General features: G+C 51.5%; 21 protein-coding genes. 7 read left to right on the plus strand and 14 right to left on the minus strand.

The window, feature by feature from the left end; genetic code table 11:
• Window positions 1–5 precede the first annotated feature (5 nt).
• On the minus strand, window positions 6–728 hold the full coding sequence (locus EH198_RS06290) for a DUF7662 domain-containing protein (protein WP_465264410.1): 723 nt from the start codon (window positions 726–728) through the stop codon (window positions 6–8).
• Entirely contained in the window at window positions 610–1,035 is a 426-nt protein-coding gene (locus EH198_RS25530; protein WP_465264411.1) for a GIY-YIG domain-containing protein, read from the minus strand. The genes EH198_RS06290 and EH198_RS25530 overlap by 119 nt, the downstream gene beginning before the upstream one ends.
• A gap of 100 nt (window positions 1,036–1,135) precedes the next feature.
• Here EH198_RS25530 and EH198_RS06295 point away from each other — a divergent pair, with 100 nt between their 5' ends.
• The 3 genes from EH198_RS06295 to EH198_RS06305 all read left to right on the plus strand — a co-directional run bounded on the left by EH198_RS06295 (window position 1,136) and on the right by EH198_RS06305 (window position 3,250).
• Window positions 1,136–1,354 carry a hypothetical protein gene (locus EH198_RS06295; protein ID WP_124694700.1) on the plus strand — a complete coding sequence of 73 codons (219 nt, stop codon included), beginning with the start codon at window positions 1,136–1,138 and terminating at the stop codon, window positions 1,352–1,354.
• A gap of 73 nt (window positions 1,355–1,427) precedes the next feature.
• Window positions 1,428–1,667: a hypothetical protein gene (locus EH198_RS06300; RefSeq protein ID WP_124694701.1), complete on the plus strand. Its 240-nt coding sequence runs from the start codon at window positions 1,428–1,430 to the stop codon at window positions 1,665–1,667.
• Window positions 1,668–1,858: 191 nt separating this feature from the next.
• Complete coding sequence (locus tag EH198_RS06305; protein ID WP_124694702.1) at window positions 1,859–3,250, plus strand: SpoVR family protein; 1,392 nt, start codon at window positions 1,859–1,861, stop codon at window positions 3,248–3,250.
• A 111-nt stretch (window positions 3,251–3,361) separates the two neighbouring features.
• On the opposite strand, the gene EH198_RS06310 is transcribed toward EH198_RS06305, so the two are convergent.
• The 3 genes from EH198_RS06310 to EH198_RS24515 all read right to left on the minus strand — a co-directional run bounded on the left by EH198_RS06310 (window position 3,362) and on the right by EH198_RS24515 (window position 7,921).
• The gene (locus tag EH198_RS06310) at window positions 3,362–5,527 is read right to left on the minus strand and encodes an LTA synthase family protein (RefSeq protein ID WP_185702778.1); all 2,166 of its coding nucleotides are present in this window, start codon (window positions 5,525–5,527) and stop codon (window positions 3,362–3,364) included.
• A gap of 344 nt (window positions 5,528–5,871) precedes the next feature.
• On the minus strand, window positions 5,872–7,767 hold the full coding sequence (locus tag EH198_RS06315) for a PrkA family serine protein kinase (RefSeq protein WP_124694704.1): 1,896 nt from the start codon (window positions 7,765–7,767) through the stop codon (window positions 5,872–5,874).
• Window positions 7,754–7,921 carry a hypothetical protein gene (locus EH198_RS24515; RefSeq protein ID WP_185702779.1) on the minus strand — a complete coding sequence of 56 codons (168 nt, stop codon included), beginning with the start codon at window positions 7,919–7,921 and terminating at the stop codon, window positions 7,754–7,756. The genes EH198_RS06315 and EH198_RS24515 overlap by 14 nt, the downstream gene beginning before the upstream one ends.
• An 87-nt stretch (window positions 7,922–8,008) precedes the next feature.
• On the opposite strand from EH198_RS24515, the gene EH198_RS06320 reads away from it, so the two are divergent.
• Window positions 8,009–8,872, plus strand: coding sequence for a DUF2161 family putative PD-(D/E)XK-type phosphodiesterase (locus tag EH198_RS06320; protein ID WP_124694705.1), 864 nt, complete (start codon window positions 8,009–8,011; stop codon window positions 8,870–8,872).
• 111 nt (window positions 8,873–8,983) lie between these two features.
• Here EH198_RS06320 and EH198_RS06325 read toward each other — a convergent pair whose 3' ends face one another.
• Entirely contained in the window at window positions 8,984–10,201 is a 1,218-nt protein-coding gene (locus EH198_RS06325; RefSeq protein WP_124694706.1) for an aminotransferase-like domain-containing protein, read from the minus strand.
• Between the two features lie 73 nt (window positions 10,202–10,274).
• Window positions 10,275–10,931 (minus strand): response regulator, encoded by a 657-nt coding sequence (locus EH198_RS06330; protein ID WP_124694707.1) that lies wholly within the window; start codon window positions 10,929–10,931, stop codon window positions 10,275–10,277.
• Between the two features lie 375 nt (window positions 10,932–11,306).
• Between EH198_RS06330 and EH198_RS06335 the strand changes: the two genes are divergently transcribed.
• The gene (locus EH198_RS06335) at window positions 11,307–11,714 is read left to right on the plus strand and encodes a hypothetical protein (RefSeq protein WP_124694708.1); all 408 of its coding nucleotides are present in this window, start codon (window positions 11,307–11,309) and stop codon (window positions 11,712–11,714) included.
• Window positions 11,711–12,778, plus strand: coding sequence for a phosphodiester glycosidase family protein (locus tag EH198_RS06340; RefSeq protein ID WP_124694709.1), 1,068 nt, complete (start codon window positions 11,711–11,713; stop codon window positions 12,776–12,778). Before EH198_RS06335 ends, EH198_RS06340 begins: the two co-directional genes overlap by 4 nt.
• Window positions 12,779–13,183: 405 nt before the next feature.
• Here EH198_RS06340 and EH198_RS06345 read toward each other — a convergent pair whose 3' ends face one another.
• The 7 genes from EH198_RS06345 to EH198_RS06380 all read right to left on the minus strand — a co-directional run bounded on the left by EH198_RS06345 (window position 13,184) and on the right by EH198_RS06380 (window position 23,766).
• A complete protein-coding gene (locus tag EH198_RS06345; RefSeq protein ID WP_124694710.1) occupies window positions 13,184–13,438 on the minus strand; it encodes an AbrB/MazE/SpoVT family DNA-binding domain-containing protein in 255 nt (84 codons plus the stop codon).
• A 119-nt stretch (window positions 13,439–13,557) separates the two neighbouring features.
• Entirely contained in the window at window positions 13,558–14,022 is a 465-nt protein-coding gene (gene trmL, locus EH198_RS06350) for a tRNA (uridine(34)/cytosine(34)/5-carboxymethylaminomethyluridine(34)-2'-O)-methyltransferase TrmL (protein ID WP_124694711.1), read from the minus strand.
• A 177-nt stretch (window positions 14,023–14,199) separates the two neighbouring features.
• Window positions 14,200–15,291 (minus strand): 3-phosphoserine/phosphohydroxythreonine transaminase, encoded by a 1,092-nt coding sequence (gene serC / locus EH198_RS06355; protein ID WP_185702788.1) that lies wholly within the window; start codon window positions 15,289–15,291, stop codon window positions 14,200–14,202.
• A gap of 272 nt (window positions 15,292–15,563) precedes the next feature.
• The gene (locus EH198_RS25035; protein WP_246014118.1) at window positions 15,564–20,426 is read right to left on the minus strand and encodes a glycosyl hydrolase; all 4,863 of its coding nucleotides are present in this window, start codon (window positions 20,424–20,426) and stop codon (window positions 15,564–15,566) included.
• Between the two features lie 143 nt (window positions 20,427–20,569).
• Entirely contained in the window at window positions 20,570–21,406 is an 837-nt protein-coding gene (locus tag EH198_RS06370; protein WP_124694713.1) for a carbohydrate ABC transporter permease, read from the minus strand.
• Complete coding sequence (locus EH198_RS06375; protein ID WP_124694714.1) at window positions 21,406–22,299, minus strand: carbohydrate ABC transporter permease; 894 nt, start codon at window positions 22,297–22,299, stop codon at window positions 21,406–21,408. The genes EH198_RS06370 and EH198_RS06375 overlap by 1 nt, the downstream gene beginning before the upstream one ends.
• Window positions 22,300–22,377: 78 nt before the next feature.
• Window positions 22,378–23,766 (minus strand): ABC transporter substrate-binding protein, encoded by a 1,389-nt coding sequence (locus tag EH198_RS06380; protein ID WP_124694715.1) that lies wholly within the window; start codon window positions 23,764–23,766, stop codon window positions 22,378–22,380.
• 377 nt (window positions 23,767–24,143) lie between these two features.
• On the opposite strand from EH198_RS06380, the gene EH198_RS06385 reads away from it, so the two are divergent.
• Window positions 24,144–25,178 carry a LacI family DNA-binding transcriptional regulator gene (locus EH198_RS06385; RefSeq protein ID WP_124694875.1) on the plus strand — a complete coding sequence of 345 codons (1,035 nt, stop codon included), beginning with the start codon at window positions 24,144–24,146 and terminating at the stop codon, window positions 25,176–25,178.
• Window positions 25,179–25,216: the final 38 nt, after the last annotated feature.

Here is a 25,216-nt window from a genome sequence, read left to right on the forward strand (position 1 = left end):
CAGAGCTACACCTCGCTTATTTTTCTAAATACTATCTCTACTCCAAGCGTAACCGAATCCACTTCCCAACCTGCGAGAAGCCACGACTTGGCTTGTGAATTCGTCAGCGTATTAGCCCACCACGGACGATATTTATTTGCAGAAGGAGGCAGGGCGAAACCTAGTACCGTTTCAATTTGACCAATAGTCATGACCACTTGCTCTCCTTCGGTATGCAGTAAAGACTGATGAAGTGAAATATACTTTCCAACGTTATTCTCCGTACCATTCTTTGACTGAACTTCATGTTTTTTTAAAGGATGCTGTGTAATAACTTTAGACGGTGATTCCAAAGATTCTCCCGTTATCGTGTCCTGTTTTTCCAGCGCTCGGGTCAGCTTTTGCAGCATGTAGCCGATACCCGTACAATCACTCAGAGGAAATAACAACTCCTGTCCCTGAGTAAACACAGCTTTAGCTCGCTCTGTATAATGCTTGCCGCCCAGCACCGTAATTTCCTTATAAGCGGACACCCCCTTGCTCTCAGCTTGTTCTTTTAATTGATCGATATGAATGGTCTCATTGGAAGGTTTAATGAAAGACACGTTATAGTCCTCTGGAATTATATCCTCAGGAAATAGAAAACCATATTTCGCGGACAGAATTACCCAATGATCGAAGAAAGTCTGGGCATACTTTTGACAGGCCACCGCAAAGCACAACAAATGAAAAATGCTCTCGAATGTAATCACTTACCCTGCTCTCGATATTTGACTGATAAGCTTGATCTATTAAATGACCATTATAGAGTTTGGCTGCCCGCGTTGTAAAATCAAGCTCCCATACACTGGCATATAGATCTTTGTCTCGCTTCAGAAGGCACCTGCCTATGTTTTTGCGAAAAATGCTGCGATCCTTGTTCTCCTGTACAAAATGCTGCTTCAAGCGTGACCATAGTTGGTTAGGACCTGTATGAGTCCCTACCCGAACGATTCGATCTGCATCATGTCCGTACTCACCTGTTTCAAAGAGAAGATAGATTCCGTTTCTAGGGATTAAGTCATAACTTAACGATGCTTAAGTGTTAATTAGTGTAATCTTAACATAAGAAAACCATCTCGCTTATGTTATAGTGACAAAAAGGCAGGTGATCCGAATGTCCATTTCCAAAGAACAATTGGAGCACAGCTTTGATAAACAGCCTACATTTACAGAGGAACAAAAGAAAAGAATGACTTCAGTCATTTTTAAAGATGACGGCGTTCTATCCCAACTTCAGCAAGCTCAGAAGGATCGTAAGAATGGCATCTCCACATACAGTGACAGCGAAGAAGAGTTTGCAAAATTAGTGGATGAGGCCGGGTATGTAAATTGATCGTTACAAGGTTCTCTGGACCACCTATGCGCGGGTAGCTCTTGCACGAACGAAGGAATTTAAAGTAGACCCGATGAATGTCTTCAGGCGTTCTAAATCTGTTTTAGCTGATGAGCCGAAATACAAAGCTGATGGAGTTTCTGACTTTCCTGGCTTTGAATTTAACGGATATTACTGGACTATGATTGGCAATGTGGTCATTATTTATAGAATTGACGAAGATCTTCATGAGGTGTATGTCGATGCGTGGTACTTTGCAAATACAGGGTTGTCGCATTATCTTTTCTGGGGAATAGATCCTGACGAAGAATAACCTAACGATAAATGTGTGTTTTATCGTTAGGTTATTTTATTGCTTTGCTTTAATGTATTTTTTTCAATTCCAACAGCCTTTAACAGATCCTCATCTGCTCTTAGGGGGCATAACCCCCTTCCTCCAGCCATATACATCTTGTGAACGGCTCTGCCGCTGACAGGATTCACAGGTGGAAAGGAGATGGGTACATGCCCAGCGACGAGATACAGGCACTTGAGAAGGCTATAGCGGAGATAACGGAGATCGCCTCCGGCTTCGGCCTGGATTTCTATCCCATGCGCTACGAGATTTGCCCTGCCGATATTATCTATACATTCGGAGCTTACGGAATGCCGACGCGTTTCGGCCACTGGAGCTTCGGCAAGACGTTTCACAAGATGAAGTCTCAATATGATTTCGGTCTGAGCAAAATATACGAATTGGTCATCAATTCCAATCCGTGCTACGCCTTTCTTCTCGACGGCAACTCGCTGGTCCAGAACAAGCTGATCGTCGCCCACGTGCTCGCGCACTGCGACTTCTTCAAGAACAATATGCGCTTCTCCCAGTCGAACCGGAACATGGTGGAAAGCATGTCGGCCACGGCGGACCGGATCGGCGAGTATGCGATCAAGTACGGGACGGACACGGTTGAGAGCTTCATCGACGCCGTTCTGGCCATTCAGGAGCATATCGACCCGAGTCTGATCCGCCAGGACCAGCCGGGCAACAGCCGTTTGGTTGAGGGGCGGCTGAAGGAGCGCCGGGAATCGGCGCAGGATATCCTGGATGCCAGCCCTTACGAGGAACTTTGGCGGCTCGATAAGGACGCCGAAGCCTCCGCACAGAATCCGGCGGCCGGATATAAACCCTTCCCTGCGGAGCCTGAGAAGGATGTCGTCTGGTTCATTCAGCAGTACTCCGCCAGCCTGGAGGACTGGCAGCGCGATATTATGACCATGCTGCATGACGAAATGCTCTACTTCTGGCCGCAGATGGAGACGAAGATCATGAACGAAGGCTGGGCTTCGTACTGGCATCAGCGCATCATGCGGGAGCTGGACCTGACGCCGGAGGAGACGGTCGAGTACGCCAAGCTGAATTCTTCGGTCGTGCAGCCCTCCCGCCAGAGCCTGAATCCGTATTATTTGGGCCTGAAGATACTCGAAGATATTGAGCGCCGCTGGGACCGGGACAAAATCTTCGAGGTGCGCGAGCTCGACTCCGATATCTCCTTCATCCGCAGCTATCTGACCAAAGAATTGGTCGAGGATCTCGATCTGTACGTCTTCGAGAAGAAAGGGCCGGAATGGAAGATCACCGACAAGGCCTGGGAAAATGTCAGGGATCAGCTGGTGCAGGCCCGCATTAACGGTGGTTCGCCTTATCTGGTCGTGCAGGACGGCAACTTTGAGCGAAACGGCGAACTGTACATCGTCCACCGCTATGAGGGCATCGAGCTGGATCTGAAGTATCTGGAACGCACGCTGCCTCATATATACACTCTTTGGGGAAAGACCGTCCATCTGGAGACCGTCATCGAAGACAAGAAAGCGTGCTTCTCCTATGACGGCAAAAAGGTGCTGCGGAAGTTCGTCTGAGCCGATAGCGAAGGTGCCGTTGATATGCAGAGACGGCAGGATGCGCCGTCAAACCGAAAAGCCCGGGGACAATCGTCCGCGGGCTTTGCCTTTTTGAAGCATTTCTTTCGCCTACTCATTCCCTGCATCCATGTCGACGACCTCCACATGCTCCGGCCCGGAGCTGGCAGACGGCGTCGGACCTGCCGACATTCCGGCGCTTGCCGCCGGCGAAGGGCTGGCCGCCGAAACGGTCTTTGAAAATTCAACGGTAATCCTGTTGATTCGGATTGCCTTATCGGCGCCCGAATAATCATTGGAATGGAGGGCGGTCTTCAGATTGAAGGCGTACCCGTAGCCCACCTTTTCATTGTAGAACCGGAACGTTATTTTGCCGCTCCTGTTCTGCTTGTCGATCATTCGTACGCTTTTGTGGCCGCTGTAATCCTCAAACTTCAGAACGAGCCAATCTGCGGCGGCCATCGAGGAAGCATCATAGTCCACCTGGATGTCGACATACGATTCCGCAGGGAGCGTGATGAACTGTCCGTCGGTAACGACGGCTTCCCCTCCGTCCGTAAGAGGGATTTCCTTGTCTTTGGTGATGACGATTTTCTGATCCCCCGCCGAGGACTTGTCGATGTAATTTTTGTAAGTCAATATTTTCTTTTTCAGCGTGCTGTCCGACAGGGAAGTTCTCCCGTACTTGCTGCTGAACAGCTCCCCGTTCTCGGAAGTCAGGCTGTACAGCTGGCCGCTGTTATCCACCTGATACACGGTCCCCTTCTCAGTCGAGTAAAAAATATCGCCATTATAGTGGGAAGCGAACAGGATTGGCGAATCTTCGGTATATTTTCGGAACACGCTTCGGCCTGTGGTGTAAGCATCCAGATCGGGGTCAGCATAATCCAGGAGCGAAAGGAGAATATCCTTCTGTCCGTAAACGCCGTCGTTAATAATCTGGCCGTCAATATCGGGTGAATACGCCGCAAAAACCCCCCAGTTCGAGCCGTAAGGCTGGTCATTGACCCCATGCGATTCGTCGGACACGAACAGCACCAGAGTGTCTTTGGCAAAGCTTGAATGATCAATATAATCGATGAACCCGGACAGCGCCTCATTCAGATAAGCCACAGCCGCCGCCTTGCGGCTCGGATACTGCTTCGCGTAATCGTCCGTCACCGCGTAGGGATGATGCGTTCCGACCGTCAGCATGGCGGCAAACCACGGCTTGCCCTTGCCGTTCAGTTCGTCGATATATTTTTGCGATTGCTCGAAAAAAGCTTTGTCATCGGGTCCCCATCCGAAGGGAACGTAAGGATTCCTGAAGCTCTCCCCGCCGATTACTGTATCGAAGCCCGCCGCCGTCATGAAATCGCCCTTGGACATATACTCCAGCTCCGCCGCCTGGATAAACGCCGTATTATAGCCCCGGTTCTTCAGCAGCTTCGGCAGAAGCTCTTCGCGGTAGCTGGGGTCTTTTTGCAAATATTCGTACGCCTTCGGCGTGGACGCGTCCATCTTGGGATAGTCTCCGCTGACAAGCGAGTACATCCCTCTTATCGTCTGATTGTTATGGGTAATGTAGTTGGGAAGTATGAGGCTGTGATCCTTGATTTTATCCAGGCTGCTCATCTTGATATCGTTCGGTATATTCAGAAACTCCTGGTTGGCGGGCGAATAAGCGCCGGGAATGCCTTCCATGACGACCATCAGAATATTTTTCTTGCCCGTATGATTGTTAAGCAAATATTCGCCGTCTTTGAGCTGCTGCGAAGTGTTGATCTGCCGCTCGATATCCGGAGGGTAGTCCGTTAGCGCTTCCTCATTGAAAGTCAGCAGTGCGACGGAATTGCGGATCGAAGCCGAGACGAAATTGCCGTTCTTCCAATCCCCGCTAGATTGAACGGCGATGACCAGATAGAGAATCAGCAGCCCGGCGAATGCGAGCAGATTATACCGTTTGGTCTTTAGCTTGAACAACGGCAGCTTGCGCAGAAAAAAGATCGACGCCATAAGAGACGCCATCAGCAGGATGGAATAGACCGGGAAGCTGACGTGAAACAACGTGCCCGCAATAAATTCCTTGTCCGACGCCATGGTGATATCTTTCAGATTAACCACATGGTCCAGTGCGTAAATATATTCGACATTCGCCAAATGGAAAACGCCCAGTACCAGCGCCAGAACATACGAAGCGATAAGATTTGCCTTGGAAAGCGCATAACAAACGAGCAAAATCAAAATGCCGATTCCGATATCCTTTAAGGTTGGAGCATAGAGTGCGGTAAATCCCACATGGATATCCTTCTGCAGATATAAGAGGATACGCCCATAAGAAAAGAAGAACAAAAAAAGAATGGAGGGTAAAATGTAACATCGTTTTTTCATGTTCTCGCCCCTGTCAATAGTACATTGAAATCTATTATATATGATATTGCGCCCCCCGAGTCTGAATTTTTTCTGAGAAAAAAAGAGTAACCGAGTATGGAGCGACGCGGCCGCTCCTTGGCTGCTGATCACTATTGATGATTCTTCATATAGTGAAATGATTATATAATAGATGAAAAAAAGGACCGCTGCCGCCAGCGGTCCTTCTTATAGATTTGTCGCGTACTTGCCGTATGTGTTCTATACAATGCTTACCGGTTCAGCAGGCTCCCCACATACCGCAGCAGTTCGTTGGCGCAGATCGGGCAGTAGTTATGCTCATCGATCAGCCGGCGGGAAACCTCGTTGATCCGCTTCAGCTGGCTTTCATCCGGGGTTTTGGACGAAGTCGTGATCTTGACGATATCCTTGAGGTCCGTGAACAGCTTCTTCTCGATCGCTTCACGGAGACGGTCGTGGTTGCTGTACTCGAACTTTTTGCCCTTGCGGGAATACGCGGAAATCCGGATCAGAATCTCTTCGCGGAAAGCCTTCTTGGCATTCTCCGAGATGCCGATCTGTTCCTCGATGGAACGCATCAGCCGCTCATCCGGCTCCATCTCCTCGTCGGTCAGCGGATCGCGGATTTTGGTCCAGTTGCAGAACGCCTCGATATTATCGAGATAGTTCTCGAACAGCGTCTTGGCCGACTCCTCGAAAGAGTAGACGAACGCCTTCTGCACTTCGTTCTTGGCCAGCGTGTCGTATTCTTTCCGGGCGATGGAAATGAAGTTCAAATACCGCTCCCGCTCCTCCTTCGTAATCGAAGGATGCTGGTCCAGGCCGTCCTTAATCGCCCGCAGCACATCAAGCGCGTTCATGCATTCCAGATCGCCCTTGATCAGCGCGCTGGAGATGCGGTTGATAACATAACGGGGATCGATCCCGGACATGCCTTCGTCCAGATATTCGTTCTGCATCTCCTTCAGGTCGGCTTCCTTGTAGCCTTCGACCTCTTCGCCGTCGTACATCCGCAGCTTTTTGATGAGGTCCATGCCCTGCTTCTTGCTCTCCCTAAGCCTTGTCAAGACGGAGAAAATCGCGGCAGCACGCAGCGCGTGAGGCGCTATATGCACATGCTTCATGTCGCTCTGGGCGATCAGCTTGGCGTAAATCTTTTCCTCTTCCGAGACCTTCAGATTGTAAGGAACCGGCATAACGATCATCCGCGACTGAAGCGCCTCGTTCTTCTTATTCGAAATAAACGCCTTGTACTCCGTTTCGTTCGTGTGGGCGACAATAAGCTCGTCGGCGCTGATCAGCGCAAACCGTCCGGCCTTGAAATTGCCCTCCTGCGTCAGCGACAGCAGGTTCCACAGGAACTTCTCGTCGCATTTCAGCATTTCCTGGAACTCCATCAGTCCGCGGTTGGCCTTGTTCAGCTCGCCGTCGAAGCGGTAAGCCCGGGGATCGGATTCCGAACCGAATTCGGTTATAGTCGAAAAGTCGATGCTGCCTGTCAAGTCGGCGATATCCTGCGATTTCGGGTCGGACGGGCTGAATGTTCCGATGCCGATACGCTCTTCTTCCGACAGAAGCACCCGCACTACCTTCATTTTCTCAATGTCGCCGCTGAACTCATTTTTCAGCCGCATCTGGCAGGAAGGGCACAGGTTACCCTCGATGCGCACCCCCAGCTCCTTCTCAATCTCCGGACGCAGTTCACCCGGTATCAAATGCAGCGGCTCCTCGTGCATCGGGCATCCTTCGATCGCATATACCGCCCCCTGCATCGTGCGGGAGTACTGCTCCAGCCCGCGCTTCAGCAGCGTAACCAGCGTCGATTTGCCGCCGCTCACCGGACCCATCAGCAGCAGTATCCGTTTGCGCACATCCAGCCGCCGCGCGGCCGAATGGAAGTACTCCTCCACCAGCTTCTCGACGGCGCGGTCCAGTCCAAAAATTTCCTGCTCGAAAAATTTATAGCGTTTGCGGCCGTTGATTTCCTCCACACCATGCGATTTGATCATGTCATACACACGGGCATGGGCTGTTTTGGCGGGAGTGGGATCTTTTCTTAGCAGTTCTATATATTCCTTGAAGGTTCCGCTCCATGCCATACGTTCGTTCTCTGCCCGGTACGATGCTATACGTTCAAAAATATCCATTGCTCGCTGCCTCCTCACCTTGCGCTCTTGTGACCCTCGCGTGATGTCCATCGGGCTTCGCCCGGTTGCCCTCGCCAAATATCCGCCTGCCTGCCGCCGTCCCTTCCGACGCTTCCGCCGCCCAGCGGGTCTGCATTCGAAAAGTGTAATACATACCTATGCGGAAAACCCGAAATATTGACCTCTTTTTTGATGTGCTATAATAGAGAATCGGCTGTAAATGTGACAAAGGAGACAAACTATGGCGGTGAAGCGCGAGACAGAGCTGTATGCTCCTTTAAAAAAATTTTTTGAACGACAAGGCTATGTGATCAAGGGCGAGGTACGCTCCTGCGACTTGGTCGGCGTCCGGGAAGACGGAGAACCGCCGCTGATTGTTGAGATGAAGAAGACCTTCAATCTCTCCCTGCTGCTGCAAGGGATCGAGCGGCTGAAGCTGAGTCCGGTCGTCTATTTGGCGGTCGAGAGGTGCCGGGAGAAAAAAGGGGCCGCGAGCCAGCGCTGGGGCGAACTCAGCAGCCTGTGCCGCCGCCTGGGACTCGGGCTTGTCACGGTCGTCTTCTACAAGACGAAGGCCCCGCTGGTGGAGGTGCTGGCGGAGCCCGAAGCGCCTGCCGGCCCGGCCCGGGGCGGCGGACGGCGGCGGGAGCGGCTGCTCTGCGAGTTCCGGGAGCGCAGCGGTGACTACAACACGGGCGGCAGCGCGCGCGTGAAGCTCGTCACCGCCTACCGCGAGAAGGCACTGCGCGTAGCCGCCGCGCTGGAAGCGGCGGAGCGCGAGGCCGCCCTGGCTGCCGCCGTGGGCGAGCCGCGCTCTGCCGCGGGGGCCGGCGGCGGCACGGCTGCGGCGAAGGCCGTCGCTGTGCCCTGCAGCGCGGCGACGGGGAGCGCGCCGCCGAGGGGCGTGACACCGGCGGAGCTGCGTCGGCGCAGCGGGGTGCCCGCGGCGGCGGCTATCCTGCAGAACAACTACTACGGCTGGTTCAAGCGGGTCGTCCGCGGCCGGTATACGCTTGAGGCGGCGGGAAGCGCGGCGCTGCTGGAATATGCGGCCGTGTCGGTCTCCCAGTCGCTGGCGGACCGTATAAACGCCGGGGAAGATTAACATCAACTTCCTTGCGCAGCCGCGCGGAAAAAGAGCCCATTCTCCAGGACGGTCTGGAGAATGGGCTCTTTGGTTATGCCTGCGGAAGCAACTCCGCCGCGTATATTCTCATTAACTGCGGGCCGTAAATTCCGTTACGGCTTCGCTCATCAAATTCATCCCAAGCAGCAGCTCGTCGCGGCCGGGATGGCTAAAATTAAGACGGATATAACGGCTACCGCTGTCGTCGGCCGTACAGAGCGGCCCCGGCAGGAAGACGACGCCCTTGCGGAGGGCGTTTTTCAGCAAAATTCCGGCATCCAGTCCTTCCGGCAGCGAAACCCACAGGAACATTCCGCCGGAAGGAAGATCGTAAGTGCTGTCCTTCCAGGCGGCGCGCTTGAGCAGCTCTGCCATCAGCTTCAGCCTTGTGCCGTATTCGCGGTTCAGCAGCGCAATATGATCGCGCAGATCGAACGCGGACACATGCAGCAGATGGTACAGTAAACGCTGGTTCAGCGAACTGGACTGCCAATCCGCCATTCCCTTTGCGGCCGCCATTACATTGATCAGCTCACGGCTGCCCGCCGCCCAGCCCGTCCGAAGCGCTGGCGCCACCGTCTTGCTGAAAGAACCGATGTACAGCACATGTCCGCTCTCACTCGCGTCTTCCAGCGCATATAGAGAAGGATATTTACGACCGCTCCGATCCTGGCTCTTGAAATGCAGATCTCCATAAGAATCATCTTCCAAAATGAGCACATTATGAGAAATGCACAGCTCCAGCACTTCTTTACGGCGCTTCAGACTCCAGAGGATGCCGCTCGGATTCGTAAAACTCGGTGCGGCAAACAGCAATTTGGGATGGTTCCTAATAATCTTCTCCCGCAAATCCTCCGGCAGCAGTCCCTCGCGGTCGCCATTGACCGGAATAATGACCGCTCCCTGCATCCGCAGCGCCTGCAGGAAACCGGGAGAAGTGGGATTTTCCACAAGCACGCAGTCGCCCGGATCAATGTATACCCGGGACAGAAGATCTACCGCCTGCTGGCTGCCCGTTGTCAGCAGAACGCCGTCCCGGGAAATATGTACTCCTTTGCTCTTCAGCCAATCCTCTGCCAGCCATTCTCTCAGCGGCCCGTATCCTTCGGGATCTCCGTATTGAAGCGCCTGCGCATCGGCCGAAATAACGGTAGACGCCGCTTCGGCCAGCAATGGCAGCGGGAACAGTTCTTCCGCCGGCAGCTCTTCGGCCAGAGAAATCACGGAACCTCTGCGGGTCTGTGTCCGGATGCTCAGCAGCGGCGAAGACATCAGCGTATGCGCCCGGGCGGAAAAATCATATTTCATGCGGCGTCCCTCCCTTCATGCTCTCATGAATGAATATTCCGGAGGAAGCCGCGTTATGACGCCCCGCCGGATGCTATGCGTACACGTGTCGGACCTGACGCGAATACAGCGCATACTTCTCAATTGCCTGTGCCCGTGTGGAAACTTCGAGTTTAACATAAATCTTGCGCAGATAATTGTCAATGGATCGGCGGCTCACTTCAACCTCCGTCGCAATTTTATCGTAGGTGATTCCCTGGACGATCCGCTCCATAATAAATCTCTCGGTCGGGGTAAGCTTCAGCAGGACATCTCCTTCTTCGGACGTACTGATTGGCCAGATCCCCATCTCCAGCCAGTCGAGCGGCATAGACAGAAAGCCTTCCCTGAGTCCTTCGATCATCTGCAGCAGTTGGCTCGGCGACGCTCCTTTGGAAATAATGCCGCTCGCTCCCAATTTTAACAGCGGCAGAAGCAGTTCCCTGCCTTCTCTATCGGTCATAACGACAAAATGGGACGCCGAAGCCTCTTTTTTCATTCCGGGCAGTATCGTCTCGATCATGTCATCCGGCATACAATAGTCCAGAAGCACCAGCTCCGGCTGCTCCTCCCGGACCATGACGGCTCCTTCCTCCCAATCGGAATAGGTTCCGAGTACAATCAGATTTCCCGCCTCTTCCAGTATCAATTTCGTTCCCAGCATACTCGTGGGATGACAGCCCATAATCACTACCTGCCAAACCTTCCTCATTAAAGCCCAAACCTCCTGCTACTATGTAATTTACCCGACAAAGGCATGCATTTCGCGTTTCCCGGATGATGCGAATAAGAAGAAACGGCTGAGGGCCCCTCTGAAAGAGGAGGCATCCGTTTCTCGTAAAAAGATCAGAACAAGAATAAAAGCACAGGTCATGCGTTCTGATCTTTTAAGATTGATGCAATGATATTCCGCCTTTTTTCCTATGCCTTGGATACATTTATGCATTGAATAATCTAGTGAAATTGTAACGCACTGCTTTGAAAGGATGCAATTACTTTTTTCCTGAATCTTCCTCTAATCTTTTTGCGAAACTGGCGCAATTCTGGTAGAATAGGGTCTCACAAATAGGTTCGAGGTGATTAATTTATGCAGCCGTCAATGAAATCGCCGGACGCGTATCCTTCACGCGCCGCGACGAGAAACGGCTCCTCCGTCAAATGGTTCCTGCTGTTCTGGTTAATCGTGATCGCCGCAGGCGGCTATGCCGTGTACGGCTATACAAATCATTTGAAGGATCAGATGCTTAAGCAGCTTGCCGCGCAGAGCCAGCAGCAGTTGGCCGGGGTGCAAGCGGATTACGAGGAGAAACTGTCGGTTCTTTCACAAGAAGTAAGCGAATTGCAGGATAAAGTGCAGTCGTTCAATGAGCTTCTTACTTTTACCAAAGATAATGCAAGTACAAAGACGGACAACAGCAACAAGCTGTACACCCAGTTAAGCGAAGTCCGCAAGCAGCTGGACGCGTTGCAGAAAGAGATGGATCTGCTGAAATGATAACGCCGGTCAAAAGAGTAAACCGTTTCTTTATGCTCGTTACCGCCCCGTTCATCGGCCTGCTGCTGTGCCTGACGTTGTATCGGCCGTCACTTACGCTGAAGCTGGAAACGCAGCGGTTTGCGCCTTCTGCGGGTCCTGTGCAGCTGACGTCCGGAATCAAGGATCAGCTGGACAACGCCCAGGACACTGCCACCTACACTATCCACGCCGTAAGCTCCAGCGCGAAGCGGTACACGGAAACGACCGCCGCCATGAATGCGATTGTGGATAAGGCCAAGACACAGGCGGGCCGCCCGGAGTCGATATACAACCGGCGCATTACGGCCAAGCTCGGCTTTCCGTACGATACCATTAACAGCAGCCGGATTACGATAGAGTTATACCGGGTCAATCCCGGTAGTTATACAGGCTACGCGATGAAGATCAAGCTCAAGGATAAGACGGCGATGACCATGAGTCTCGGAGAGGGAGGTCCCGGCAACTCGGAAACAACGCTCCAGGCAGCCAACCGGTACGGGGCCGTCGCCGGCATTAACGCCGGAGGCTTTGCCGATCAGAACGGCAAAAGATACCCGCTCAGCACCACGATCGTGGGCGGTCAATATTTAACGGGCTTTGAACCCAGCTACAAGGATTTAAGCTTCGTTGGGCTGAACAAGAACGGGCGGCTGATCGGCGGGAAGTTTCACAGCCGAGAGCAGCTCGACGAGTTGAAGCCGGCGTTTGGAGCTTCCTTTGTGCCGGTGCTGCTGCAGAGCGGTTACAAAACGGAGATACCCGCGAAATGGGAGATGTCCCCGAGACGGGCGCCGCGCACCGCAATCGGCAAATACAAAGACGATCAGCTGCTAATTATCGTAGCCGAGGGCTACAATGAGAACGGCAGCTCGGGAGCTACGCTGGAGGAACTTCAGGACAAGCTGTACCGGATGGGCGTAAGCGATGCCTTTAATCTGGATGGCGGGGGTTCCACCTCGCTCGTATTTAACGGACGAGTCGTTAACAGGCCGTCGGACGGCGCTCTGCGGCCGGTGCCGACAAGCTTTTTATTTTTCAAATAAAAGTAGCGACAATAATGTCTATGCGGCATATCACAATAACATTTGTTTTTATTTACAGCCCGGTTATAATAATAGTGATGACAACATTTCCTTTCGGAGGTGCATTGAATGTCGTTCTCATTGACCTTTTGGATTGTCTTCCTTGTATTCCTGCTGTTTTTAGCCGGAATTCTTACCGCCTCTTATAATGATGATAAGACCAAGGGCCTATAAAGGCTGCGCTTCCTCCGGAATCAAGGAGGAGGCTTTTTTAGTTCAGGGAATTATAGAGAAAGAAAGGAAGGAGATTCTTATTGGGGCGGGAGATTCGCATCCGCTAAAAGAGAAAGCGCCGCATTCATGCGGCGCTCGGCTTCCGGCGAATACGCTTACGGCTTGAAGCGCTTCGGGAAGATTCTATTTTGCTTAAGCGTGTCTTTGCAGTTGGGTCATTTCACTCAGGCATTGGCCGCAAATGTAACGTTCCTTATATTCGCTAACCTCTTCCATCGAACCGCAAAATACGCATTTGGGACGATAACGTTCCAAAATGATATGGTCCCCCTGAACCAAAATTTCAACAGGGTCCCCCTCATTCATTTGATACCTTTTACGCAGGGATTTGGGCAGAACAATTCTGCCGAGCTGATCCACCTTGCGCACTACACCAGCAGGCTTCATCTAACGCACACCTTTCCTATTCAACTGATTAATAAATATGATTAAATTTCCATTACGTTGAATAATTCGATGCCGAAATGTCGAATCCTGCTGATAAAAAATAAATTTCTGTAACTTCTTTAGGTCAACCCCGGAAAGTTCAGCTGCCGGAGTGCCTCGTATACGATAATTGCCGCCGAATTGGACAAATTGAGCGATCTTACATCTCCGGTCATCGGCATACGCATCGTTGTTTCCCGTCCTGCATTCAGGATGCTCTCCGGTAATCCTTTCGTTTCTTTGCCGAATACAAAAAAGTCGCCGTCCCGAAAAGAATAATCGGTGTACCGCTTGTCAGCCTTGGTCGTTGCATAAAAGAAACGTCCTTCCGGATACATCTCCAGGACTTCTCCGAAAGAATCGTGATATTCAATGTGAACAGCGTGCCAATAATCCAGTCCGGCCCGCTTCAGGGTAGCATCGTCGGTACGGAAGCCGAGGGGACGCACCAAATGCAGATGGGTGCCGGTTGCCGCGCAGGTGCGGGAAATGTTCCCCGTGTTGGCCGGAATCTCCGGCTCTACCAGTACAATGTGAAGTGCCATGCAAGTCTCTCCTAACGGTTCCAAGATTTCCAGCGCAGGTAAATAACCTCTCAAAGCGGAGCTTGCGATCGAAGCCATGCCTCCGTTACTTTGCGGGGATTTTGAAAAAAGTATCCATTCGTTTAGAAGACCTTCCGCCAGCGGCGGAAGGTCTTCTGATTTCTCCTGAATGGTTGATTAGCCTTGAGTCTTCTGGAAGTGACTCATGAAATCGGTCAGCGCCTTGATGCTCTCATAAGGAACGGCGTTATAAATGGAAGCGCGAAGTCCTCCTACACTGCGGTGTCCTTTAAGACCGACGAAGCCTTCCTGCTCCGACGCCTTGATAAATTTCTTCTCCAGCTCTTCGGACTGCATCCGGAACGTAACGTTCATGATGGAGCGGCTTCCCAGCTCCGCTACGCCACGGTAGAACCCGCCGCTGCCGTCGATGGTGTTATACAGCAATCCGGCCTTATCGCGGTTCTTCGCTTCGACGCCGGCCAGGCCACCCTGCTCTTCGATCCATTTCAGGACTTGGTTAACCATGTAGATCGAATAGGATGGCGGCGTATTGTAGAGAGAGTTATTTTTGTAATGGGTGCTGTACCGCAAGATTGTCGGAATGTTGGAAGGAGATTCAGCAATGAGCTCTTCTTTCGCGATCACAACGGTTACACCCGAAGGTCCGAGATTTTTTTGCGCGCCGGCATAAATCAGTCCGAACTTGTTAACGTCAAACGCGCGGCTCAAGATATCGCTCGACATATCCGCAATCAGCGGAAGAGATCCGGTATCCGGGAACTCGCTATACTGGGTGCCTTCAATCGTTTCGTTGGAAGTAATGTGCAGGTAGGCTGCGTTGTCCGCAGGCTTGATCGAACCGAGATCCGGGATGGCAAGGAATTTCTTGTCTTCGGATGTAGCCGCAACATGAGCTCCACCCGCGATTTTGGCTTCCTTGAACGCTTTATCGGCCCAGCTTCCCGTCATTACGTAGCTGCCCACTTGGCCTTCGGAGAGGAAATTCATCGGAATCATGGCGAACTGCGTCGTGGCGCCGCCTTGAATGAATAATACTTTATAGCCCTGCGGATTGCCCAAAAGCGAAAGCAGACGTTCCTGCGCTTCGTTGTGAACGGATTCGTATACGGCTCCGCGGTGCGACATTTCCATAATCGACATTCCAGTCTCCCGGAAATCGACGAATTCCGCCTGCGCGCGCTCTAGTACCTCAAGAGGTAAAGCCGCCGGACCGGCGTTGAAATTATAAGCTCTCTTGCTCAAAATATTCCCACCCTTTCTCTTCTTTCAATATCGTAATGATAGCAATAATCTAACATGGCAGCAAGTATAATTATTCACATGAAAAATTGGAAAAAGGAAATATATGTATGGTTTTGGAGGTTTGCGCCGGCATTTGCGCAAAAGTACTGAATACTCTTAATGCATAAGCCGACTGTTTATACATTTTTTTCTCCTACCCATAGTTTGATAATCCGGCGTCGTTGCCAAGAAGGCCGGACAGGGGAATAAGTAAATCCCCCGCCCGACCTAAAAAATCAGCTGAATGGAATGACGACTTTCGACTGGTTGCCTTCGGCGGAAGCTGCATCTGTCTGGATAGCGGCTGTGTTGTTGCCAAGCGCATTCCAAACTTCAATTTTCACTTTTCCGTTGTTGAGGTTGGCAAAGCTTCCGGCAGCCGATTTCAGGCCTGCCGTTTGATTGTAGAGCTCGAAGCCTGCAACCGGATCGGTGGCGAAGTAGTTATACATTTCTACACGGTCGTACGTGCCGTCGCCCGTGAAGTCGTAAGAAACGCATACCTGGATTGCGTTGCCGACAGACGTGCCTGAATCTGCATAAACATTGAATGCGGTTGATTTGGTGCTGTCATATGTTCCGGTCAGCCCGGAGATTACATAGGTATTCGGCGTGTGAACCGTACCATCCCAGTTGCCGCCTGCGGAAGCGGTCGTATCCGTAGATGCCGCTGCTCCCGCTGCCGTGGAAAGCGTGCCCTCTACGGTTGAGGATGCGCCGTCGCGGACAAACAGCGTATTGGAGAACATACTCGCACTCGTCGTTACCGTTACAGCATTGCTTGCGGCGGACAGATTGCCTGCCTCATCTTTTGCTTTCACCGTAAAGGTATACTCCGTATTGGCCGAAAGCCCCGTCACCGTGAAGGTCGTGCCTGTCGGAGACCCGATCGGCGTCGCTCCCTTGTAAACTTCATACCCTGTTACGCCTATGTTATCCGTTGATGCCGTCCAGCTCAAGGATACAGAAGTCGACGTTTTGGACGGTGAAGTCAAGAATGTCGGCGCAGTCGGAGCTTGCGTATCGGCAGCGCCGATATGTGAATACGTAAAGTGCGTCGAATCTTTCGCAGGCTGGCCGGTTAAATTGTAGGTGTAGAAATAAGTGACATTCACACCGTTGCTTAGACCGCTGCCCGTATATTCATAGTTGCTACCGTTCTGAGTCATTGTGACGTTCTGCTGGGTTCCTCCACCCGGCGTATAGTGCAAAATAACCGAACTAGCCGATGGATTCGGCGTGAATACCCATTTAGCTGAAGTCGCGGATACGGACGTAACGCTGTCGGTAAAGTCTCCCGCCGCTGCCGGACTTGTAGTAACGCTAAACGCGGAACTCGCAGCCGATATATTGCCCGCCGCGTCCTTCGCCTTGACCGTGAAGCTGTAGGCAGTGTTCGCCGTCAAGCCGGCATCCGTGTAGGTCGTTGCGCCGGTTGTCGATCCAACCACAGCCCCGTCCCTGTAAATATCGTACCCCGTTACGCCTACGTTATCCGTAGACGCCGTCCAGCTTAAGGACACCGAGGTTGACGTTTTGGACGGAGCCGCAAGGCCTGTCGGCGTACTCGGCGCTTGCGTATCGGTTGCCGGACTTGTAGTAACGCTCAGCGCGGAGCTCGCAGCCGATACATTGCCCGCCGCATCCTTCGCCTTGACGGTGAAGCTGTAGGCAGTGTTCGCCGTCAGGCCCGTTTCCGTGTAGGTCATTGCGCCGGTTGTCGATCCAACCACAGCCCCGTCCCTGTAAATATCGTACCCCGTTACCCCCACGTTATCCGTCGATGCCATCCAGCTCAAGGACACCGAGGTTGACGTTTTGGACGGAGCGGCAAGACCCGTCGGCGCACTCGGTGCCTGCGTGTCAGCCGGAGGAGTGGAACCGCCCATTTTGTAGCTTAACCACTGGGAATCCTTGCCGACACCGCTTGTGATATACGTATAGAAATAATCGATCGTCGCTCCAGCCGGAACCGTCATCGTATATTCCCATGTCGAACCGCCGGTATTCACCAGATTGAATCCCTGTTGTCCCTGTCCGTTCACCTTCGCGTTCAGAATAGCCTGTGATGGATTACCCGAAAAAGTGACCGAGAACTTAGCCTGGGTTGCAGAAGGCTCCGTAATGTTTTGGTTGAAGTCGCCCGTCTGTATGAAATCCGATCTGGCTTGCAGCGGACTGCTCGCAGCGGATTTATTCCCGGCGGCGTCGACCGCCTTGACGGTGTACGTATAGGTTGTGACCGGTTGCAGCCCTTGATCCGTGAACGTCGTATCCTGTACCGTGGCTGCGAGCGAGCCGTTTCGGTAAACCTCGTAATCTGTCGTCAAAATGTTGTCGGCGGCCGTATTCCACGTAAGCGATATCGATGAAGAGGTTGCGCCCGTTTGACGAACATTGTCCGGTGCGGACGGCGCCGTCGTATCTACAGCCGTTGTGGTCACACTCAAGGCAGAGCTTGCGGCGGACAGCAGACCGTCCGAATCTTTCGCTTTCACCATATAGCTGTAAGCCGTGGAAGCCGACAAGCCGGCATCGTGGAACGCTGTCGCTGCCGATGTTCCCACTTTGGCGCCGTTCCTGTAAATTTCATAACCGGCGACTTGGCGGTTGTCCGTAGAAGCGCTCCAGGTCAAGTCAACATAATTGGAAGACTTCTTTGCAACCGCTAAGCTGGCTGGCGTGGACGGAGGAATGGTGTCTGTCAGATGCACGCCATTGCTTGTATTAAAGCTGTTCGGTTCAGCCGTTACGCGTTGGCCATCGGAGAAATCGACGGTCAGAGTCGTTGTGCCCGAGTTGTAAATGACGTACGTTTTGACTCCGTTCTTGTCGAAAACCGCATAATACGGGTAGTTGGCCGTAATCGTCGGATCAGGGCTTCCCATAGCATTCAGATTATGAATCCAATAGTACGTATTGGACCGGGAGTTGCCTTTTTCCGTGATGAAATTCGTGCCCAGTGAATCGATTTTGGCGGCTGCGGCCGCAGGATCATAGAGCGCGTAGTACATTTGGCTTAAATCGTCCCATTTTTCGTCCGCGTCAAATTGGGCCTGACCATACTTCTGGATATACTGAGGAACGCTTACATTTTTCAATTCATCATAATGCTTTTTCACATAGTCCGGATTGTAGCCCAGATAGAGCGATGCGGATGTAAAGGGCATCCAAAGAATTGGGTATTTCAAGTTGGGATTATCCGTCCACCAGGTGCCGTTGACCGTTTTGCCGCCGAATACCATCCATGCTGCCGTGTAATCGTAGTTCGGATCAAAGTTTTCATTGTAAATGTCGAACCAGTATTCGTTTCCGGCTGTTATCTCCGTTGTGTAAAGGTAAATGCCGAGCTGCAGCAGCTGTTGATCATTTGTCGCCTGCGCCCATTCAATGATGCCCGACCAGGCGTTTAGCGCCTCGGATACGGACTCCTGGTCGTTGCCGTCTCCTGTATGGCCCCGGCCGTTGGCCCAAGAATGGCCTTCGTAAGGATCAAAATTGCGAAGGAATGGAAACTTCGAATCGGTCCGGCTTGGATCAGCGATTTCATTGATAAGCATCTTGACCATGCCGCCCCACTGCGAGTCGCTGGCCCATGCTTTGTCTACCCGGGCGATATCGGCAGCCGCTTTGATGAAATAGCCGTAATGAAAATGATGGTCATTCAACGAAGGACCGCTGTAGAACCCTTCTTTGTAACCGATCAGCGAGCCCCAGTTGTTGTCATGATAGAAAAAGGCGCGATTGTCCTGGGTGCCGCCCTGTTTGCTGGCCTTAAGGTAATTTTCAAGCGTTGCCTTTACTTTGCCCCGGGCTACCGCCGCCGTTGCCGGGTCTACTTGATCTGCAATGGAAGCAATGGTGGACCAGCGTCCCAGTTCTTTGCCCGCCCAGTAGGTATCCGTGCTGGTGATGTCAGTATATTTGTCCTCAGCGGCGTCCTGCTCCAAATAGGTCTTCAGCTTGGAGATATCATAGGTGCCTTTGTTCGGCAGGGCGGGAAGAATGCCGCTATATTTGACGCTCGTGGTGAAGGAGTTGCCTTCGCCGACAATCATTTTGCCGCGAACGGATCGGTAGGTGTAGTTCAGCAGTGTCTTGCCGGTGTTTCGCCATTGATGCGGATAAAGCGCAAACAGAGTCCCGTTGGGGGCGCCGGATTCACGGGGAGTAATTGTATAGGAGAAGGTTGTCGTTACTGTGCTTGTCGCCTGATCGTAATTCCAGGATACCTGCGTATTCGTAACATGAGAGTAGGCGTACTGCTGGTACTTGCTGAGCGCCGCCGGCGCGGTGGCATCCGTAAGCCCGTCGGGTAGTACCGCGACGGAGAAGTGGTTTTTGCCGTTCAAATTATTGGTTAGCATTGTCGTGCCAAGACCTGACCACGTCGTTCCCGGAGCGCCGAAGAGGCCGTAATACTTGCCGTTTGTTTTGATCCCCAGCACCGGGGTGGAAGCATTTCCGGAGAACACCGTGGGCGCCCCGCTTTCAAATTTAACCGTCGGATTGCCGCCGGTGAACAGGCCATACACATACGGCGATCCGTGCCCATAGGTCAGCTTCATGGTATTGGAACCGCTTGCAAAAGAGGCCGTTACCATCCAATCGCTATATCCGTCAACGTTCGTTTCCGGATAAGTCGCCCCAGACTGGCCGATAATGAAATCCCTGGCGGGGCCGCCGTAGGGGACGGTTCCCTGCATTTCCCGGTCCCAACCGTAGGAATCGGTATATAAATTCATGTTCGGGCCCGGATAGTACACCTGCATGCCGGCGTCTTTCGGCCAGAATGCGAGCGGATGGGCGTATTCACGTTCCGAATAGGGGTCCCAAGCCAGATCAGACCACCAGTCATTGGTAGGTATTGGACCGTTCACATTGTTTGTCTTGTAGATTTTCCCTTGAGGCGTTGGATAAGCCATCTGGCCTTGGGCCAGGTTCCAGTCGGCGGGAGCCGAAGATTCCGGCGGAAGAACGGTCGTGTAACTGCCCGCGCCGACCGGCACCTCGCCGGTAAAGGCAAAAGCCGACAGCGGCAGAAGAATCATGAGCAATACCATCGCAAGACTCAGCAGCACCGTTAATTTTTTTCTCATCGTTTACCTCCGTGATTAGAGTAGAATCCAAGGTAAAACCCGATTTGCCTCATCAATTACAGAATCCTTTCGCCAATCTGCGTATCGGCGCTTATCCCCTTCGGTATGTATCCACCTCTCACCTCCTTCTCAATACAACGACATCAGGCTTTCACTGCTCCGGCCAGGGCGCCGTCCACAATATATTTTTGGATAAAGGTATAGAGCACGATCAGCGGCGTGGAGACGATCATAATGCCGCAGGCCAGCATCGGCCAGTTATTTCCGTATTGCCCGCGGAATTCCTTGAGCCCGAATGTAATCGGATAATTCGCCGGACTTGGCAGATACATAACCGGGCCGACAAAATCATTCCAAATGCCGATTGCGGTCAAAATGACGCCCGTGGCGATCACCGGCTTCATCAGCGGCAGCACGATCTGGAATAAATACCGGCTGTAGCCGCAGCCGTCCATTCCGGCAGCCTCATCCAGCTCTCGGCTGATCGATTTAATGTAGCCGGTAAACATCATGAACACGATGCCGGTGCCGCTTGTTTTCAGCAAAATATATCCCAGCCTCGTATCATAGCCCACAAAGCCGAATTCCTGTTTCATGGCGAGCATCAGCTTGAACTGGGCGACCATCGGATTGGGCAAAAACTGCGACAGCAAAAAGAAAAGATAGATCAGCCCGCTCCATCTCACATAGTTCCTGGCTACCGGAAAAGCGCCGAACAACGAGACGATCAGCGTCAATACCGTCGCCACACCCGTGTACAGCAGACTGTTCAAAAAATAATTGGAGAAATTCCCCTGCGTCCACGCGTCTTTATAGTTGTTCCACTGAATATCGGACACGAGACCGATAGGGTTAAGGAGATATTCCGTAAAGGATTTAAAAGAGACGTTAAATACAAGCAGCAGCGGCACGATATAAAGCACAAGCAGAAGAGCCACGACCGCATAAGAGAGAACTTTGGCGGATTTCGATTGCTTCATCAGTACTCCACCTCTCTCTTGCGCATTTGTTTGACGGCAACGATGACAAAGACAAGTATAATCAGAAACTGCACAACGGAAAGCGCGGAGGGCAACCCCATTTCCAAACTGCCGCGGAAGGTTTCCTTATAAACGTCGTAGGCCATCGTCCGGGTATTGAAGCGTCCGTCGGTTGTCGCCAATATAATATCGAAGGTGGACATCGCCCCGATAATCGAGAGAAGCATGTTGACCGTAAACGAGGGGGCAATCAGCGAAAACGTAATATGCCTGAAGGACTGCCATTTGGTAGTGCCGTCGATATAGCCCGCTTCATACAATTCTTTCGGCACCGATTGCAGACCGGCCAGAAAGATCAGCATCGAGTACCCCATATACATCCAGATTTGCACAAAAATAATATAGCCAAAGGCGTGCGAAAAGCTTCCAAAGAACATATCCTTGTAACCGAACAGCGCCTGATACAGCTGATTGACCGGACCGCTAAGCGGATCGAACATCATGCTCCAGACTAGAGCCACAACCGCTACCCCGAGAACAACCGGAAGAAAAAATACGGCCCGGAAAAAGTAATCTCCTTTGAGCTTCTGGTTGATGATTACGGCCACAAGCAGCGCGATGCCGTTCTGCACAACCGTTACGATGAACATGAAATAAAGCGTCCGAATGATTGAATCCACCCGCTCGCCTGAATTTCCGGAGAAAAAGACATCATGATAATTATCAAGACCTATAAATTTCATCCCGCTTCCGGGCAAATTCGTTATATTTGTAAAAGAGTAAATAACCGTCATCACCGAAGGTCCAAAATAGAACAAAACATACAGCGCCAAAGGGATTAGTAGCAGCAGAAACGGCACAAACCGCGATATGCCCTTCCCGAATGGATACATCTCTCTCACCCGCCCAATTTTTTTATAAAAGATTAGGGCCTGCTATGGGCAGACCCTAATTCCGTCCATTAGACTTTTTTATTTGGGAGCAGCGGCTTCCCATTCTTTTTGCTGAACATCAGCAAGTTCTTTTGCAGTTTTAAATTCTCCGCCAGGAGCAAGGTATTCGGTATGCACGCCTTCTGCAGCCAGATGCTCGCCGACATTATCGCGGTTAATCATCAGAATTTCATAGGCAAGCTCGAAACCGCCGGTCAGATAAGGAGAAAGTTCTTTATCGATAAATTCGCTGTTCGTTTGAATATTGTCTTGCGTCGGCAGGAAGCCTGCCGCTTGAACATACGCAGTGTAATTTTCCGGTTCGGAGAAGAATTCCAGCCACTTCATCGCTCCTTCTTTGTTCGGGCCTTTTTCAGCCGCATACCAGGTTACATCGTATTTGCCGACAAGCGACTTGTTCTTGGCCGCGTCTTCCGTAGCCGGAATCGGGAAGTAACCGAACTTCAAATCCGGATTGGCTGTTGCGATCGTCGGAGCATCCCAGGTTCCGTCTGCAATCATCGCGGCTTTGCCGGTTGCGAAGATGGAAGGCGCAGTCGCATAGTCGATACCCATAAAGCTGTCGATAATATAATTATCTTGAAGCGTTTTCATTTTGTCGAGCACTTCCACAGCTTCCTTGTCGTTGTACTTCGTTTCGCCCTTCCATACGCCCTCAATCCATTTCTCCTGGTCACCGCCGCCTAGAATTTTCGCCTGCAAGCCGAATACCGGCAGTTTCAGAGGCCATACATCTTTACCGGCCACTACAATTGGAATGATATTCTTGGCTTTTATTGTATCGAGAGCTTTGATAAATTCAGTCCATGTCGTTGGGACAGTCAGGCCGTTCTGTTCGAAAATTTCTTTGTTGTAAAAAAATCCGGACATTGCGACTTTGCCGGTCGGCAGCGCGTAAACTTTGCCGTTGTAAGTCCCTGCTTTAGAAATATCGTTCGCATTGTAATTTTTGACGAATGGCTGGTCCGAGAGATCAGCGATAAGACCGGAGTCAATCCATTGCTGCCAGTCCGGAACCTTGGCTCCCGGGGTCCAATCCTTCGGCGACAATCTCATGCCTGACAGATCGGCCAGGATATCCACATCGCCAGCGGTAATTCTTGCTCTTTGCGCTTGTTTGTACTCATCGTCTGGACCTGTTGTCGTGTATTCCACCTTATATTCGGGGTATTTCTCTTCAAATTTCTTGTTGATTTCCTCAATCGCTTTGTTGATATTTTCCTGCTTCCAATGCAAAATCTTAATCACTTTTTTCTCTCCAGATGCCGGTTTTGCGGTTGGGTCGCCGGCGGCTGCAGTGCTTGAAGCATTGGTCCCGTTCGCCGCACCGTTATTGCCGCTTCCGCATGCCGTTAGGGTGAACAGGAGCATACTGCTCAACATAACCACAGAAAGCTTCTTGAACATTTGGTTACCCCCCAAATTAAAATTAGATGAAATATAACGAAACTTTTTTCCGTTTTCGTAAATTTCATTTGCTCATGTCATCCTTGTTCGGAAAGCGGTTTCGTCGATTTCATTATTGCACTGTTGGGAAGGTTTGTAAACTGTTTTTTATTTTGATTTCGCCTCCTAAGTACTAGGGGTGTTTTTATAATAAATCGTTGATGTATCAGCATTTTTGTGTTCAATCTTCGTTTCATTATTGACTGAACGGAGCAACTTCTATAGAATTATCTACGAAACCATTTTCGTAAACTATCTTTTTTAATTTGAAAGTTTAAATAGTGTTTTCTGCGGCCTAAGTATCAGACATTTTTACAAAAGGAGACGTTACCATGTCCTTGAATATTAAAGATATTGCGAAAATTGCTGGTGTTTCTGTCTCTACAGTTTCTAAAATTATTAATAATTACAGCGAAATTTCGGAAGAAACCCGAAGCAAAGTACTGCAGATTATGCAGGAGACAGGCTATGTTCCTTCGAACTCCGCGAAAACATTGGCCACGAAAACCTCAAATCTCATTGGCGTTATTTTTGCGGGCAAGCTTAACGTCGATTTCACTCATCCTTTTTTTGTCGAGGTTCTAAATTCATTTAAGAAACAGATGGGCCTTCTCGGCTACGATCTTGTCTTCTTCTCCAATGAAAAATTTCAGAGCGGCGGCAACAACGATTATCTAGCCCGCTGCCGTCATTACCATGTAGATGGCTGTGTGCTTATCTCCGGACAGGAATTGGAACCTTCCATAAGCCAATTGGACAACAGCGACATTCCGTGTATAGGCGTGGATATGAAACTATCCGGGCGCAGCTCCGGCTACATTATGTCCGACAATTATAAAATCTCCTCCAAAGTTGTCGAGCATTTCTACCTGCTTGGATATCGGGAGTTGGGCTACATCGGCAGCACGCAGGAATCGGACATTTCTAATATGCGTGAGAGCGGCTACCGAAATACGATTGAAAGCTTCGGTCTGCCTGTGAACGAAAAGTGGTTTGTTAACGGGGGCAATTTCTATGAAGCCAGCGGCTACGAGGCCATGCGGCGTATGATCGCGTCAGGAAGCCTGCCAAGGGCCATATTCGCCGCCTCAGACCAACTGGCCATAGGAGCCATGCGGGCGCTCAAGGAATGCTCGCTGTCGGTCCCTGAGACTGTAGCCGTGATCGGGTGCGACGATATTGAGGCTTCCCGCTTCACGACACCCCAGCTAAGCACCATTCGGCAGAACAAGGAGAAAATCGGAAGGCTGGCGGCGCTTATGCTATACGATCTCATCAATAACCAGTCCGAGACGAGCGCCTTTGTGGTCGAGCCGGAACTCATCATAAGGGAGTCCTGCGGCAGCAAGCTGAAAGACCCACCCTATTATTAATTCTACCGGCGTCCCGGGTATGGAGGCATCCTTGCCCG

The sequence above is a fragment of the Paenibacillus rhizophilus genome, from assembly GCF_003854965.1.
Classification (GTDB): Bacteria; Bacillota; Bacilli; order Paenibacillales; family Paenibacillaceae; genus Paenibacillus_AQ; species Paenibacillus_AQ rhizophilus.

Excerpts from the sequence above, each read along its gene's own strand:
- EH198_RS06335 (WP_124694708.1), top strand. The coding sequence starts at position 11,307 with ATGCAGCCGTCAATGAAATCGCCGGACGCGTATCCTTCACGCGCCGCG.
- EH198_RS06315 (WP_124694704.1), bottom strand. The coding sequence starts at position 7,767 with ATGGATATTTTTGAACGTATAGCATCGTACCGGGCAGAGAACGAACGT.
- EH198_RS06295 (WP_124694700.1), top strand. The coding sequence starts at position 1,136 with ATGTCCATTTCCAAAGAACAATTGGAGCACAGCTTTGATAAACAGCCT.
- EH198_RS06300 (WP_124694701.1), top strand. The coding sequence starts at position 1,428 with ATGAATGTCTTCAGGCGTTCTAAATCTGTTTTAGCTGATGAGCCGAAA.
- trmL (WP_124694711.1), bottom strand. The coding sequence starts at position 14,022 with ATGGCACTTCACATTGTACTGGTAGAGCCGGAGATTCCGGCCAACACG.
- EH198_RS06345 (WP_124694710.1), bottom strand. The coding sequence starts at position 13,438 with ATGAAGCCTGCTGGTGTAGTGCGCAAGGTGGATCAGCTCGGCAGAATT.
- EH198_RS06320 (WP_124694705.1), top strand. The coding sequence starts at position 8,009 with ATGGCGGTGAAGCGCGAGACAGAGCTGTATGCTCCTTTAAAAAAATTT.
- EH198_RS25035 (WP_246014118.1), bottom strand. The coding sequence starts at position 20,426 with ATGAGAAAAAAATTAACGGTGCTGCTGAGTCTTGCGATGGTATTGCTC.
- EH198_RS06305 (WP_124694702.1), top strand. The coding sequence starts at position 1,859 with ATGCCCAGCGACGAGATACAGGCACTTGAGAAGGCTATAGCGGAGATA.
- EH198_RS06375 (WP_124694714.1), bottom strand. The coding sequence starts at position 22,299 with ATGTATCCATTCGGGAAGGGCATATCGCGGTTTGTGCCGTTTCTGCTG.
- EH198_RS06370 (WP_124694713.1), bottom strand. The coding sequence starts at position 21,406 with ATGAAGCAATCGAAATCCGCCAAAGTTCTCTCTTATGCGGTCGTGGCT.
- EH198_RS06330 (WP_124694707.1), bottom strand. The coding sequence starts at position 10,931 with ATGAGGAAGGTTTGGCAGGTAGTGATTATGGGCTGTCATCCCACGAGT.
- EH198_RS24515 (WP_185702779.1), bottom strand. The coding sequence starts at position 7,921 with ATGTATTACACTTTTCGAATGCAGACCCGCTGGGCGGCGGAAGCGTCG.
- EH198_RS06325 (WP_124694706.1), bottom strand. The coding sequence starts at position 10,201 with ATGAAATATGATTTTTCCGCCCGGGCGCATACGCTGATGTCTTCGCCG.
- EH198_RS06380 (WP_124694715.1), bottom strand. The coding sequence starts at position 23,766 with ATGTTCAAGAAGCTTTCTGTGGTTATGTTGAGCAGTATGCTCCTGTTC.
- EH198_RS06340 (WP_124694709.1), top strand. The coding sequence starts at position 11,711 with ATGATAACGCCGGTCAAAAGAGTAAACCGTTTCTTTATGCTCGTTACC.